The sequence below is a fragment of the Kribbella solani genome, assembly GCF_014205295.1.
GTDB classification, from domain to species: Bacteria; Actinomycetota; Actinomycetes; order Propionibacteriales; family Kribbellaceae; genus Kribbella; species Kribbella solani.
Genome location: NZ_JACHNF010000001.1, coordinates 1,722,094 through 1,734,966, shown reverse-complemented (window position 1 = coordinate 1,734,966; position 12,873 = coordinate 1,722,094). Strand labels below are relative to the sequence as shown.

Genomic DNA, 12,873 nt, shown 5'->3' with positions numbered 1-12,873 from the left:
CCTCAACCCTGCCACGATGGAGAACAGGCGACGGACTGGAGGCCACCCGATGGGCGCGTACGACGAGATCTACCGGCGGAGCCTGGACGACCCGGACGGCTTCTGGCTCGAAGCGGCTGACGCGATCACCTGGACGCGGCGCCCAGCCCACGCGATCGACGCGACGGACGCACCGATCTACCGCTGGTTCCCGGACGGCGAGCTGAACACGTCGTACAACGCGCTGGACCGCCACGTCGAGGCTGGGTACGGCGACCGGACCGCGCTGATCTACGACTCACCGGTGACCGGCGCCGGCACATCGTTCACGTACACGCAACTGCGCGATCAGGTCGCGACCTTCGCCGGGGCGCTGGCATCGCTCGGCGTCGGCAAGGGCGATCGGGTGATCGTGTACCTGCCGATGGTCCCGGAAGCGGTCGTGGCGATGCTGGCCTGCGCCCGGCTCGGCGCGATCCACTCGGTCGTGTTCGGCGGCTTCGCGCCGCGCGAGCTGGCGGCCCGGATCGACGACGCGACGCCGAAGGTGATCGTGGCCGCGTCCTGCGGGATCGAGCCGGCGCGCGTGGTCGAGTACAAACCGATCATCGACGAGGCGTTGCGGCTCGCGCGGCACCAGCCCGTACACACCGTGATCCTGCAGCGGCCCGCGGCACCGGCCGACCTCGGCCCGCACGACCTCGACTGGGCCGCGCTGATCGCTGATGCGGCACCGGCCGATCCGGTGCCGGTCGCGGCGACCGACCCGCTGTACATCCTGTACACCTCCGGTACGACCGGGCGGCCCAAAGGCGTGGTGCGCGACAACGGCGGGCACGCGGTCGCGCTCGCCTGGACGATGCGCAACGTGTACGACATCGGGCCCGGCGACGTGTGGTGGACCGCTTCGGATGTCGGGTGGGTCGTCGGGCACTCGTACATCGTGTACGCGCCGCTGCTGGTCGGGGCGACGACGGTCCTGTACGAAGGCAAGCCGGTCGGTACGCCGGACGCGGGCGCGTTCTGGCGCGTCATCTCGGAGCACGGCGCGAAGGCACTGTTCACCGCGCCGACCGCGATCCGGGCGATCAAGAAGTTCGACCCGGACGCCGGCGAACTCGCCCGGTATCCGATGGACAGCTTCCAGACCCTGTTCCTCGCGGGCGAGCGGCTGGACCCGGAGACGTACCACTGGGCGCACGAGCACCTCGGCGTACCGGTCGTGGATCACTGGTGGCAGACGGAGACCGGCTGGCCGATCGCCGCGAACCCGCGTGGGCTCGAACCGTTGCCGACCAAACCGGGCTCGGCGACCGTGCCGATGCCGGGCTGGGACGTCCGGATCCTGGATGCGTCGGGCAAGGAACTCGAGCCGCGCGAAGAAGGTGCGATCGCGATCAGGTTGCCGCTGCCGCCGGGTGCGCTGCCGACGTTGTGGGGCGACGACCAGCGCTACATCGACAGCTACCTGAAGTCTTACGACGGGTACTACCTGACTGGCGACGGCGGTTACTTCGACGACGACGGGTACATCTTCGTGATGGGGCGTACCGACGACGTCATCAATGTGGCCGGGCACCGGTTGTCCACCGGATCCATCGAGGCGGTGGTGGCGGCGCATCCGGCGGTTGCCGAATGCGCGGTGATCGGGGTGCAGGACGCGTTGAAGGGACAGTTGCCGCGGGCATTCGTCGTACTCAAGGCCGGCGCGACGGTGCAGCCCGAAGTACTGCGGGACGAACTGGTGGCCACGGTACGGCAGGAGATCGGACCGGTCGCAGCATTCCGGGACGTGTCGGTGGTGGACGCATTGCCGAAGACCCGCTCCGGGAAGATCCTCCGCAAGACGATGCGCGGCATCGCGGACGGCCGCGACGAACCCGTACCGTCGACGATCGAGGACCCCGCCGTCCTGGACGCCCTCCGCCCGATCTTGAGAGGTTAACCTCCGAAATCACCCCTTCACGCCGCGCGTGCGGGGGGTGAAGGGGCAAGCTGAGGGGTTAACCCACCGACTGGGCCCGGCGGTTAAGCTCAGGGTATGCGAGTCGTGATTGCGGGTGGGCACGGGCAGATCGCGCTACGGCTGACGAAGCTGCTGAGCGGTGCCGGGCACGAAGTCATCGGGCTGGTACGCAATCCGTCGCATGAAGCCGACGTCGCGGCAGCCGGTGGGCGTACCGCCGTGCTCGATCTCGAACAGACCGACGCCGGCGCGGTCGCCGAGGTGCTGGCAGGCGCGGATGTCGCGATCTTCGCGGCCGGCGCCGGACCGGGCAGCGGCAACGCCCGCAAGGACACCGTCGACCGCGGCGCGGCGGCGCTGTTCGCCGACGCGGCCGAGCAGGCCGGCGTACGGCGGCATCTCCAGGTCGGCTCGATGGGCGCCGACCGGGCCGGATCGCTCACCGACGACTCGACGTTCACCGTGTACCTGAAGGCCAAATGGGCGGCCGAGGAAGACCTGCGCGCCCGCGACCTGGACTGGACCGTCCTCCGGCCCGGCGGCCTCACCGACGACCCAGGCACCGGATCGGTGTACCTGGCGGACAAGACCGGGAACGGCCGGATCAGCCGCGACGACGTGGCACTGGTCCTGGCCGGTCTCTGTGACACTCCGGCCGCGATCGGCCGGACGCTCGAGCTGATCGCCGGCGACACCGCGGTGCCGGCGGCGCTCGAGTCCCTCTGAAGTTGCCACAAGCAACAGAATGGTTCGGGCAGATATGGCAGACACACTGCGGCAGGTCAGTTTCGAGCGCCTGGCGAACAGCAGCTACGAGGTGAAAAACGCCCGCGGCGGGAGCATCCGGGTCGGCTCCGGTGGCGCCGACACCGACTTCACGCCGGTGGAGTTGCTGCTGGCCGCGATCGGTACCTGTTCGGCGATCGACGTCGACGTCGTGGTCAGCCGGCGGGCCGAGCCGGACGAGTTCACCGCGGTGGTGCGCGGCGACAAGATCCGGGACGCCGAGGAAGGCAACCGGATGGAGAACCTGGCGGTCGAGTTCACGATCCGGTTCCCCGAGGGCGAGGACGGCGACAAGGCGCGGGAGGCCCTGCCGCGAGCGGTGAAGATGTCGCACGACCGCCTCTGCACGGTCAGCCGCACGGTCGAGCTGGGCACCGCGGTCACCACGACCGTCAACGACTGACTTGAGCCTGAAGGGCAGGTAGTCACTACCTGTCCTTCAGGAACTCCGAGGGCGGGCGGAGGTGGGTGGTCAGGGTTGCCTGGGTGCGTTGGGCGTCCAGGAGGATGTTCGACGGGACACCTGGAGTGGATCGCAGGGCATCCGGGTCGAGGCCGTCGCGGATCGCGATCAGCCGACCGAGCTGATACCGGCTCAGGGCTTCGGGTCCGGCCAGGTGGGCAACTCCGCTGATGCCGGACCCCAGCAACTCGAGCAGCGCGGCCGCAAGGTCGGCGACATGAACCGGACACCGGATGTTGTCAGTGAAGAACGATCCTGGCTCTCCGCCTGCCAATTGGTGTGCTCGAAGTTCTTCGCCCGAGGTGCCGTCCGAGCCGACGATGATCGACGTTCGTGCGATCACCGCAGCTGGGGTCAACGCGCGGATTGCGGTTTCGGCGGCTGCCTTCGCCGCGCCGTAGGCAGTCTCCGGACGCGGCGGCTCGTCCTCCGTCCACCTGGATTCGCGCGACGAAAACACCGCATCGCTCGACACGAACACCAGCCGCGCACCATCAGCTTCCAGCGCGACATTCACCGCGCCGTCAGCCGTCGTCGCCCAGTCGTCCTGCCGGTACGCGGCATGGATGATCCCATCCGGCCGCACCGTACGGATCACCTCCCGTACCGCATCTCGCCGCCGGACGTCGAGCCGTACGCCACCCGCGACCACCGCCGAGTGGTACGCGGGCACGACCTCATGGCCGCACAGCGGGCCGGACCGCAACAACTCCCGCCCCAGCAGTCCGGCGGCACCAGTGACTAGCAACCTCACCCAAGAACCCTATGCCGTTCCAGCCGCCACCCGGCGGTCCGCGTGGCGCGCTTCACTTCGGCGACCGTACGCACCTTCCGTGGTGTCATCCACGACTGCGACGGCTTGTGCAGCATCCTCGAACGGCTCGCGTAGCAACGACTTCCACCACACGAACCGATGCCCGTCGGCCTGCCGACGCACATCCGGCCCGACCACACCCGCCCAGCGCCGAACGGTCGGCACGGCGCGCGCCCACAGTCCACCTGCGCCCGTACCAGGCCGGCTCGGGTCGTCACGGGCAGTTCGCCGTACGCATCCTCACTCAACCAGGCCGTGTACGCGGACCGGGAGTCGATCGCGTACCACCCAGCCATCCAGCAGATCGGGGGAGACGTCGACGCCCAGCACGGTCAGCATCCGGCCAACGCTGTCATCTCTGATCGAGCTCGGCCACGGACTTTCCCGGGCGGGTGCCGGTCATCGACGGATCGGCACCCGCGCCTGGGCTACTTCACTGGTGCAAGGCAGAGCGTGTACTTGGTGGAGCCGTGCTGGTAGTAGTACGACGCCTGCGCGTCGGCGTACTGGTCGCACTGGCTGTCGTCGGTCGAGTCGTCGATCCGGCCGACGATCCGGAACGCGGCGTCGGACGAACTGCAGTCGACGACCTTGACGTCCGGGTTCCTGGTGGTGCCCTTGTTGACCACGCAGGCACCGACGGTCGCCTTGTTCTCGGTCGAGTTCAGGTTCGCGAACACGATCAGGCCGATGAACACGATCGGGAGCAGCAGCATCAGCATCGCCGGGCGCTGGACGAGCGGCTTGCCCGGGTCCATCGGCCGGCCCGGGCCCGGCTGCGGCTCCGGCAGGCTCTTGAACTTCTGCATCGGGCCGATGTTCATCAGCATCGTGATCGGGTTGATGATCGACGAACCGATACCCCACCAGCCCTGCCAGAGGCTCTTCGTGGTCATGTCACGGACCGACGCCATCCCGCAGGTACGGCAGAACGGGCCCTGCAGCTTCAGGAACCGCATGATGATGATCAGGCCCTGGTGACCGCGAACGGTCGCGTCGACCGCCGGGAACCCACCGCAGAACCGGCAGATCATCTGGCCCTGCGGCGCGAACGCCTGCTGGCCCTGCTGCTGACCGTGCGGCGGCTGTCCCTGCTGTGGGAACGACTGCTGGTACTGACCCTGCTGGCCTGGGTACTGGCCCTGCTGGGGGTACGGCTGGTACTGCTGCTGCTCACCGGCGTACGACTGCTGCTGGTTGTACTGGGGTTGCTGCTGCTGGCCGTACTGTGGGAACTGCTGCTCCGGCGGCGGACCGTAGCCGCTCGGCTGCCCGGAGTACGGGTTCTGCGGCGGCTCGGGAGGGGATGTGGTCACGAATGGTTCCTGTAGCTCTTGGTCGGGACACGCTGAACCATGGCACCTTACTCACCCACGTGGTCCATTCGGCCGCACGCCGGGGCATGTTCACCTTCGGATTCCGGCCACCTACCAACAGTGACTAGCCGGTGGCCCCGTACCGATCGACGAGTTCCTGCCCGAGCCGCGCCAGTTCGGCTTGTACGGAAGGCGGTCCGACCACTTCGATCGAACCGCCCCACCCGGCCAGCTGCTGCGCGATCATCAATGGCGTCGGCGCGGTGATCAACAGCCGCGCCCGCTCACCGTCCATCCCGTCGACCTGGCAGTTCCGGCCGAGGCGGTCCTGCATCACCCAGACGTGGCGTTCCTCCATCAGCACGGTCGCGGTCAGCCCGGAACGGCGTTCCTCCATCCGCTCGACGATCTCGCTCCACGCGACCGCGAGGTCGAATCCGTCCGGCCGGGTGAACTCCTCGGCGGTTTCCTCGGCCGACACGATCCGATCCACGCGGAACGTACGCTGCCCCTGCTCGGTCCAGGCAACCAGGTACCAGACATCGTCCTTATCTACGAGCCCGAGCGGGTCCACGAGCCGCTCGGTCGTCGCGCGGCCGTAGACCATTCGAACCCGGTGACGGCGTACGACCGCATCCTGCAGGCGGCGTACGAGCTCCGGCCGCTCTTTCACGTGTTCGCCCCACCGCGCCGGATCGATCACCACCGCCTCGGCGGCGGCCTCCGCGTGTTCACGAAACGTCTGCGGCAACGCGCGGACGAGCTTGCGGAGCGCCGCCTTCGCGTCCGGGGCGATCGACGCGGCCGGGCCGACCAGCAGGAACAGCGCCTGCGCTTCGGTCGCGCTCAGTCCGCTCAGATCCGTACGCGCACCACCGACCAACTGCCAGCCACCGTTGCGTCCGGGCTGTGGATAAACGGGGATGCCGGCGGTGGACAGCGCTTCGAGGTCGCGGCGTGCGGTCGCGATCGAGATGTCCAGCTCGTCGGCGAGCTCGGCGGCGGTGACGCGGCCCCGCGCCTGCATCAGCAACAGCGCCGCTACCAGCCGATCCGCACGCATGCCCCGATCGTCGCAGACAAACCGCTCAACCGGTGAGCACTTATCTATGCACGCTAGCCTTGGTTCCGGACGGACGCCTTCCGGAATGGTGAGCGATGAAGTACGACGAGAGCCCGACCGCGCGGACCCTGATGGTGCTCGAGCTGATCCAGAACACCCCCGGCATCACCGCCGACCAGCTCAGCGACAAGCTCGGCGTCTCCGAACGCGCCGCCCGCCGGTACGTCGCGATCCTCCGCGAAGCCGACATCCCGATCGAGTCGATGCGCGGCCCGTACGGCGGGTACCGCGTCGGCCGCGGGCTGCGATTGCCGCCACTGATGTTCAGTACAACCGAAGCGCTCGGCCTGGTGATGGCGGTCCTCGAAGGACCACGCGGCGCCGCCGACCCGGTCGAGAACGCGCTCGGCAAGATCATCCGCGTACTGCCCGAGCCGATCGCCCGCTCCACGGACGCGATCCGCCGGGTCAGTGCCCGCGGCCCGGATCCCGGCGCGCGTACGCCCGACCCCGAGATCACCGCCGCCCTCGTCGCCGAAAGCACGGCCGGCCACCGGATCACCATCCACTACCGCCGGCACCACGACGAGTGGCCGATGGACGTCGACCCGTGGGCGGTCGTCGTACGCCGCGGCCGCTGGTACTTGCTGTGCTGGTCGCACACCAAGGACGCCCAACGCGTGCTCCGCGTCGACAAGATCACCAAGGTCGAACCGCAGGCCGCCGAGTTCACCACCCCACCCGACCTGGACGCGCTGGCCGTCGTCGAAGAACACCTCGCGATGGGCTGGAAGTACCCCATCGAGGTAGAAATCGACGCCCCGCTGGATGAGGTCGCCCACTGGATCCGCCGCAGCATGGGCCGCCTCGAACCCATCGACGCCACCCACACCCGCCTCTTGGCCAGCACCGACGAACCAGACTGGTACGCCGCCCAACTGACCGCCCTCCACGCCCCCTACCGAATCCTCGCCGGCCCCGAACTCCAGACCGCCGCCCAAACCCTCGGCCAACGCCTAATAGCCGCCAGCACCCTGATCTGACGTTCTGTGCGACCGTTGGACGATGAACGAGGTCGTGTTTTCCGGGGAGATCTGGTACTGGCGGGGGCCGGCGCCGTGGTATTTCATCACCGTGCCGGACGAGGAGTGCGCGTACTTCGAGCTGGAAGGGAACGTCGTCAGTTACGGCTGGGGGATGATCCCGGTGGTCGCAGAGATCGGCGGGAGTGTGTGGGACACCTCGATGTTTCCGAAGGACGGGCGGTACCTGCTGCCGGTGAAGGCGGCGGTTCGCCGGGCCGAGGACCTCGACGACGGCGACGTACCGACTGTTCGCTTGCGCTTGCGGGTCTGATCAGGGTCTGATCCGGCGCCGGTTGGCAGAGCGGGTTCAGGGCGGCCGGAAACTGTCGGTGGGTGGGGATAGCGTCTTCGCCAACATCCGGAGTCTGGGAGGAGCGGTACATGTCCACGTTGCCCGATCGGCCGAACACAGCTCTGTTGGTGGTCGACGTCCAGAACGGTGTCGTCGCCGGCGCACACGAGCGCGACCGCGTGGTCGCGAACATTGCCACCTTGGTCGGCAAGGCGCGCGCCGGCAACGTACCGGTCGTCTGGGTCCAGCACTCCAGTGAGAACCTGCCCATGAACAGCGACGAGTGGCAGTTCGTCCCGGAGCTCACCCGCGAGGAGCCGGAGCGGCTCGTCCACAAGACCTACCCCGATTCCTTCGAAGCCACCGATCTGGAAGAGGTCCTTTCCCTGGCCGGCGTCAGTCACCTGATCGTCAGCGGCGCCCAGACCGACGAGTGCATCCGCTCAACCTTGCACGGCGCGATCGCCCGCGGCTACGACGTGACCCTGGTCGGCGACGCGCACACCACGGAGGACCTGAGCGAGTACGGCGCCCCGACGCCCGACAAGGTGATCGCCCACACCAACCTCTACTGGCAGTACCACCGCGCCCCTGACCGCAAGGCCGGCGTCCAAACCACCGACGAGGTGACCTTCAGTCGGTGATGCTGTCCAGCGTGGCGAGGTCCGCGGGGGAGAGCGCGATCTCGCCTGCCTTCAAGTTCTCCTCAAGGTGGTGCGTACTGGAGGTGCCCGGAATCGCGAGCACATGATCGCCACGGCTCAACGTCCACGCCAACCGGATCTGAGCCGTCGTCGCCGCGTGCCGCTCGGCGATCTCCAGAATCGCCGCCGACTCGGTCACCCCACCGGCCTCCCGCGCCTCGGCGGCCAGCGCGAAGAACGGCACGAACGCGATCCCGGCCGCGCCACAGAGCCGCAGCATCTCGTCATTCGTCCGCCCGAACCCAACGCCGTACCGGTTCTGCACCGCGACCACCGGCGCGATCGCCCGCGCTTCGGCCAGGTGCTCGACGCGGACGTTCGAGATCCCGAGCTCGCGGATCTTTCCCCGCGTACGCAGTTCCGCGAGTACGCCGAAATGTTCCGCGATCGACGGCAATCCCATTTGCCGCAGGTACACCAGGTCAAGCGCCTCCACGCCGAGTACGCGCAACTCGTCGTCCACAAGACCCGGCAATTCGTCCGGGCGGGCCATTCCGTGCGCCGTCGGGCCGACCTTTGTCGCGATCACCAGCCCCGTCGGGTACGGGGCGAGCGCCCGCCGGATCACGTCGTTCGCCCAGCCGAGACTCTCGAAGCTCGTCTGACCGTGCCGCCCGTGACTGGGGTAGAACGCGGCCGTGTCGAGATGGTTCACGCCCAGCTCGACCGCCCGCCGCAGCAACGCGACCGCCCGTTGCTGCGGATCGCTGCCTGCTGCACCGCCTGGGCCGTCGGTGCCGTCGGTGCCGTCGGGCCTGGAGGCTCCGCCGGCCAGGCGCTTCGTGCCGAAGCCGATCCGCCGGACCTCGACCTCCCCGAGCCGCCAGAATTCCCCGGACTTGCTTTCCGCAATTCCCGATGATAGGTTTATTGGTAACGGCGCATATTCCTGTGAATTCTGCATTCGGCCAGGATAAAGCCATTTCGGACCTTCGTCCAGCTTTTCCCGGGTATTTTCTGCGGCTATTCTGCTGCCCGTGGGACTCACCGATCGGCAGCGCGAGCTGCTCGCCAGCTGGCTGCCGTCCGCCGAGGTCGTCAAGGACCACAGCTGGGGCGTCCTCGGCACCCTCGTCCTCGAGCTTCGCCAGGGCGGCGACCGGTACATCGCGAAGGCCGGCGACGAAACCGACCATCACCTCGCCCGCGAACTCCGCGCCCATCGCGAGTGGCTGCGTCCGTGGACCGCGCAGGGGAGGGGGCCGCAGCTCGTACATGCCGACGCGGACGCCAAGCTGCTGCTCACCCGCTACCTGCCGGGGCAGCTGGTTCAGGGTTCGCCGTACGAGTGGACAGCCGACACGTACTACCAGGCCGGCGAACTACTCGCCGCGTTCCACCAGCAATCAGCCGTGGACGACGCCGAGTACGAGACGGTCGAGAACGGCAAAGCGCTGACCTACCTCGCTGCCAAGCACCGCATCGCACCGGATCTCACCGAACGGCTTCGCGTGATCATCACCGCCTGGCCGACGCCGCCCGCGACCCTCGTACCGACGCACGGCGACTGGCAGCCGCGCAACTGGCTGATCGACCACGGCACCGTACGCGTCATCGACCTCGGCCGCGCCGACCTGCGCCCCGCGTACACGGACCTGGCCCGGCTCGCCGCGCAACAGTTCCGCACCAAGCCCGCGCTCGAGCCGGCGTTTATCGAGGGGTACGGCAAGGACCCGCGTGACCCGGATGCCTGGGTGCGCACGCGTCTTCGCGAGGCGGTGAGTACCGCGGTCTGGGCGTACCAGGTCGGCGACGAAACCTTCGAACAACAAGGCCACCGCATGATCGCCGAGGCCCTCGCCACAATTCGCCAGTGAGCCGTCACGCCGGCTCGATCACGGAAGGATGCGTCATGCCGAGTTCGCTCATCGAGGTTCGTCGTCCGTACACCGAGGCAGAGGAGGTCGCACTGATCGACGCGGTTCATGACGCGCTGGTGACCGCCTTCAAGATCCCGGCACAGGACAAGAACGTACGGCTGGTCGTGCACGCACCACACCGGTTCGCCTGCTCGCCACGGTTGAGTACGCCGGAGTACTTCACGCTCGTCACCATCGACTGCTTCGCCGGTCGTTCGGTCGACGCCAAGCGCGCCCTGTACGCAGCGATTGTCGACAATCTGCAGCCGTTGAACATCCCGGCCGACCACGTCACGATCGTCGTCCGGGACCTCGCCACCGAGAACTGGGGCCTGCGCGGCGGTCACGCGGCCTGCGATCTCGACCTCGGCTTCACCATCACCGTCTGATGGGACTCCGTTCGACCCGGCACATGACGTCCGTGTTCCTCGTCCGCGCCGGGGGAGTACTGCTGCTCTTCCGCCGCGGCTCCCGCGTGATCGCCGACTCGTGGGTGGGCATCGGCGGCCACGTCGAACCGCACGAACACACCGACCCGACTGCCGCGGCCCTACGCGAGCTACACGAGGAGATCGGGGTCACGCCCGACCAACTGACCAACCTCTCGATGCGGTACGTAGCCCTCCGCGACACCGGCACCGAACTCCGCACCACGTACTACTTCACCGCCGACCTCCACCCCAACGCCCCCATCCCAGCGGAATGCGCCGAGGGGGAGTTGCGCTGGTTCGACCTGACCCTCGACCCAGCCACCCTGGAATGCCGCCCAGCGCCCGCTACGTCCTACCCCACTGGCTAAAAACCGGCCGCCACGACAACACCCTCCGCCACCTAACCATCACCCCAACCAACACCACCACCGGCCCCTTCCCATGATCACCCTGCATTTCCACCCGAACTGGCCACACAAGGGTGAAACGGTGATCGATTCAATGGCAACAGACGGCTTCTATCGGTCGCAATTCACCACCGGCATTTCCAACGGGGGACTGACAGCATTCCAGGGCGCGTGCAGCGACCGACGTCAGCGATCAATCCAGCCTGACGGAGCTATGTCGCGCGGGGGACGAGGCGACAGCTGACGACCTGGACGACTACATCGAAGCGCACATCCACGGTCCAGTACGCCTCGACACCGACGTGGCCGCCGTTGTCCTGGACCCGTCCTTCGCCGGCACCCCCGTCGGGCACTGCCTCGGGCGTACCAGCTGAGAAACAGCAAGGAAACGCCGCCTCCGGTTGCATCATCCGCATGACTTCGACAACACGGCGTACGGCGCTCGGTCTGCTCGGCGCCATCCCGCTCGCCACCACGAACCTGTTGTCCGCGAACGCCAGCCCGTCAACCGCGGCCGGCAACTACGACCGCTACCTCAAAGACCTCGCCGCAAAGGACAAGTTCTCCGGCACCGTACTGCTCACCCACCACGGCCGCCCCGTACTCGCCCGAGCGTACGGAATGGCAGACAAAGAACGTCGAATCCCGAACCGGATCGACACCATCTACAACCTCGCCTCCGCCGCGAAACCATTCACCGGCCTGGCGATCGTCCAGCTGGCCGCGCAGAACCGCCTCCGCTTCACCGACACGATCGGCAAATACCTGGACGGTTACCCAGCCGCCACCGCTCAAGTGACGATTCACCAATTACTCACCCACACCTCCGGTCTGGCAAATTTCCCCGACTCCGGCGACATCAAGCACGTCACCAACAGCATCGCCGAGGAAACGGCGTACCACAATTCTCGGAATCGCCTGGCGACTCCACAATTCACGCCAGGCAGTCAACATTCGTACAGCAGCACCGGATTCTCGATCCTGGGTGAACTCGTCGAGAAGATCAGCGGTCAGGCATTCCACGAGTACGTACGCCGAAACATCTTCCGGCCGGCCGGCATGACGAGTTCCGCGTACTACACGCGACCCGATTGGCTGACCAATCGGCGGATCGCGCACCCGTACATCTACCAGTCCGACGGCACGCGCGTCGACGGCGTACGCAATCTCGACGCCGGTGCCGTACTGAACGGCGGCCAGGGAACCAACGCGGCGCGAGCATTCCTGGGGTCGGGCGGCGGTGGGGGATTCTCCAGTGCTCCCGACCTGCTCAAATTCGCCCAGGCCCTGGCCCGCCCCGGAACCTTGCTGAGCGCCGCGTACACCGAGGTCTATCTGAGCGCGAAATACCCACAATCACCACTGAACGGCGGACCGCCACCCAAAGGTCACCAATTCGCGGCGTACGGCCCACTCGCCGGAATCACCGCTGACCAACGCCTGACCAGCCACGGCGGTGGAATCGCCGGCGGCAACACCAACTGGACAATCTACCGAGACACCAACTGGATCGGCGTAATCCTCTGCAATTACGACCTGGACATCCCCGCCATAATCACCCAGGAACGCGAAACAGTCCTCGGCCCAATCTAGCGACCCAGGAGACCAAGTCTCATCTGGCGACCCAGGGGAGCGGCGATGAGATCCCGATTCCGGCGCACCCAATCGATTTCCTCCCGCTCCCACCCCAGCGCCCCATCCCGAACCC

General features: G+C 67.5%; 16 protein-coding genes. 12 read left to right on the top strand and 4 right to left on the bottom strand.

What is annotated here, in order from left to right:
- Positions 1 to 16 precede the first annotated feature (16 nt).
- The 3 genes from HDA44_RS07655 to HDA44_RS07645 all read left to right on the top strand — a co-directional run bounded on the left by HDA44_RS07655 (position 17) and on the right by HDA44_RS07645 (position 3,134).
- Positions 17 to 1,924, top strand: a complete 1,908-nt coding sequence (locus HDA44_RS07655) for an acetate--CoA ligase (protein WP_272956406.1) — start codon at positions 17 to 19, stop codon at positions 1,922 to 1,924.
- A 96-nt stretch (positions 1,925 to 2,020) separates the two neighbouring features.
- Positions 2,021 to 2,671 (top strand): SDR family oxidoreductase, encoded by a 651-nt coding sequence (locus HDA44_RS07650; RefSeq protein ID WP_184832490.1) that lies wholly within the window; start codon positions 2,021 to 2,023, stop codon positions 2,669 to 2,671.
- Positions 2,672 to 2,705: 34 nt separating this feature from the next.
- Positions 2,706 to 3,134, top strand: a complete 429-nt coding sequence (locus HDA44_RS07645; RefSeq protein WP_184832489.1) for an OsmC family protein — start codon at positions 2,706 to 2,708, stop codon at positions 3,132 to 3,134.
- Between the two features lie 25 nt (positions 3,135 to 3,159).
- Here the strand turns inward: HDA44_RS07645 and HDA44_RS07640 are convergent, their stop codons facing one another.
- From HDA44_RS07640 to HDA44_RS07630, 3 genes are all read right to left on the bottom strand, one after another.
- Positions 3,160 to 3,948: a sugar nucleotide-binding protein gene (locus HDA44_RS07640; protein ID WP_184832487.1), complete on the bottom strand. Its 789-nt coding sequence runs from the start codon at positions 3,946 to 3,948 to the stop codon at positions 3,160 to 3,162.
- Positions 3,949 to 4,436: 488 nt separating this feature from the next.
- Entirely contained in the window at positions 4,437 to 5,324 is an 888-nt protein-coding gene (locus tag HDA44_RS07635; RefSeq protein ID WP_184832485.1) for an LppU/SCO3897 family protein, read from the bottom strand.
- Between the two features lie 124 nt (positions 5,325 to 5,448).
- Positions 5,449 to 6,387, bottom strand: coding sequence for a helix-turn-helix transcriptional regulator (locus HDA44_RS07630; protein ID WP_184832483.1), 939 nt, complete (start codon positions 6,385 to 6,387; stop codon positions 5,449 to 5,451).
- Between the two features lie 95 nt (positions 6,388 to 6,482).
- Between HDA44_RS07630 and HDA44_RS07625 the strand changes: the two genes are divergently transcribed.
- From HDA44_RS07625 to HDA44_RS07615, 3 genes are all read left to right on the top strand, one after another.
- Positions 6,483 to 7,430 carry a helix-turn-helix transcriptional regulator gene (locus HDA44_RS07625; RefSeq protein ID WP_184832481.1) on the top strand — a complete coding sequence of 316 codons (948 nt, stop codon included), beginning with the start codon at positions 6,483 to 6,485 and terminating at the stop codon, positions 7,428 to 7,430.
- Positions 7,431 to 7,452: 22 nt separating this feature from the next.
- A complete protein-coding gene (locus HDA44_RS07620; protein ID WP_184832479.1) occupies positions 7,453 to 7,743 on the top strand; it encodes a DUF1905 domain-containing protein in 291 nt (96 codons plus the stop codon).
- Between the two features lie 110 nt (positions 7,744 to 7,853).
- Positions 7,854 to 8,408 (top strand): isochorismatase family protein, encoded by a 555-nt coding sequence (locus HDA44_RS07615; protein WP_184832477.1) that lies wholly within the window; start codon positions 7,854 to 7,856, stop codon positions 8,406 to 8,408.
- Here the strand turns inward: HDA44_RS07615 and HDA44_RS07610 are convergent.
- Positions 8,398 to 9,372, bottom strand: a complete 975-nt coding sequence (locus HDA44_RS07610; RefSeq protein WP_184832475.1) for an aldo/keto reductase — start codon at positions 9,370 to 9,372, stop codon at positions 8,398 to 8,400. The two genes, HDA44_RS07615 and HDA44_RS07610, sit on opposite strands and share 11 nt — an antisense overlap.
- Positions 9,373 to 9,445: 73 nt before the next feature.
- On the opposite strand from HDA44_RS07610, the gene HDA44_RS07605 reads away from it, so the two are divergent.
- From HDA44_RS07605 to HDA44_RS07585, 6 genes are all read left to right on the top strand, one after another.
- Positions 9,446 to 10,285, top strand: a complete 840-nt coding sequence (locus HDA44_RS07605; protein ID WP_184832473.1) for a phosphotransferase — start codon at positions 9,446 to 9,448, stop codon at positions 10,283 to 10,285.
- Between the two features lie 35 nt (positions 10,286 to 10,320).
- Positions 10,321 to 10,716, top strand: a complete 396-nt coding sequence (locus tag HDA44_RS07600; RefSeq protein ID WP_184832471.1) for a tautomerase family protein — start codon at positions 10,321 to 10,323, stop codon at positions 10,714 to 10,716.
- On the top strand, positions 10,716 to 11,126 hold the full coding sequence (locus HDA44_RS07595) for an NUDIX domain-containing protein (RefSeq protein ID WP_184832468.1): 411 nt from the start codon (positions 10,716 to 10,718) through the stop codon (positions 11,124 to 11,126). Before HDA44_RS07600 ends, HDA44_RS07595 begins: the two co-directional genes overlap by 1 nt.
- A 73-nt stretch (positions 11,127 to 11,199) precedes the next feature.
- Positions 11,200 to 11,409, top strand: a complete 210-nt coding sequence (locus tag HDA44_RS38835; protein ID WP_202887251.1) for a DUF3626 domain-containing protein — start codon at positions 11,200 to 11,202, stop codon at positions 11,407 to 11,409.
- The gene (locus HDA44_RS38830; protein ID WP_202887990.1) at positions 11,369 to 11,539 is read left to right on the top strand and encodes a DUF3626 domain-containing protein; all 171 of its coding nucleotides are present in this window, start codon (positions 11,369 to 11,371) and stop codon (positions 11,537 to 11,539) included. Before HDA44_RS38835 ends, HDA44_RS38830 begins: the two co-directional genes overlap by 41 nt.
- A gap of 40 nt (positions 11,540 to 11,579) precedes the next feature.
- Positions 11,580 to 12,758 (top strand): serine hydrolase domain-containing protein, encoded by a 1,179-nt coding sequence (locus tag HDA44_RS07585; RefSeq protein ID WP_184832466.1) that lies wholly within the window; start codon positions 11,580 to 11,582, stop codon positions 12,756 to 12,758.
- Positions 12,759 to 12,873: the final 115 nt, after the last annotated feature.

Coding starts and splice junctions, on each gene's coding strand:
- HDA44_RS07625 (WP_184832481.1), top strand. CDS start 6,483: ATGAAGTACGACGAGAGCCCGACCGCGCGGACCCTGATGGTGCTCGAG.
- HDA44_RS07655 (WP_272956406.1), top strand. CDS start 17: ATGGAGAACAGGCGACGGACTGGAGGCCACCCGATGGGCGCGTACGAC.
- HDA44_RS07615 (WP_184832477.1), top strand. CDS start 7,854: ATGTCCACGTTGCCCGATCGGCCGAACACAGCTCTGTTGGTGGTCGAC.
- HDA44_RS07650 (WP_184832490.1), top strand. CDS start 2,021: ATGCGAGTCGTGATTGCGGGTGGGCACGGGCAGATCGCGCTACGGCTG.
- HDA44_RS07585 (WP_184832466.1), top strand. CDS start 11,580: ATGACTTCGACAACACGGCGTACGGCGCTCGGTCTGCTCGGCGCCATC.
- HDA44_RS07630 (WP_184832483.1), bottom strand. CDS start 6,387: ATGCGTGCGGATCGGCTGGTAGCGGCGCTGTTGCTGATGCAGGCGCGG.
- HDA44_RS07600 (WP_184832471.1), top strand. CDS start 10,321: ATGCCGAGTTCGCTCATCGAGGTTCGTCGTCCGTACACCGAGGCAGAG.
- HDA44_RS07645 (WP_184832489.1), top strand. CDS start 2,706: ATGGCAGACACACTGCGGCAGGTCAGTTTCGAGCGCCTGGCGAACAGC.
- HDA44_RS07595 (WP_184832468.1), top strand. CDS start 10,716: ATGGGACTCCGTTCGACCCGGCACATGACGTCCGTGTTCCTCGTCCGC.
- HDA44_RS07620 (WP_184832479.1), top strand. CDS start 7,453: ATGAACGAGGTCGTGTTTTCCGGGGAGATCTGGTACTGGCGGGGGCCG.
- HDA44_RS07610 (WP_184832475.1), bottom strand. CDS start 9,372: ATGCAGAATTCACAGGAATATGCGCCGTTACCAATAAACCTATCATCG.
- HDA44_RS38835 (WP_202887251.1), top strand. CDS start 11,200: ATGATCACCCTGCATTTCCACCCGAACTGGCCACACAAGGGTGAAACG.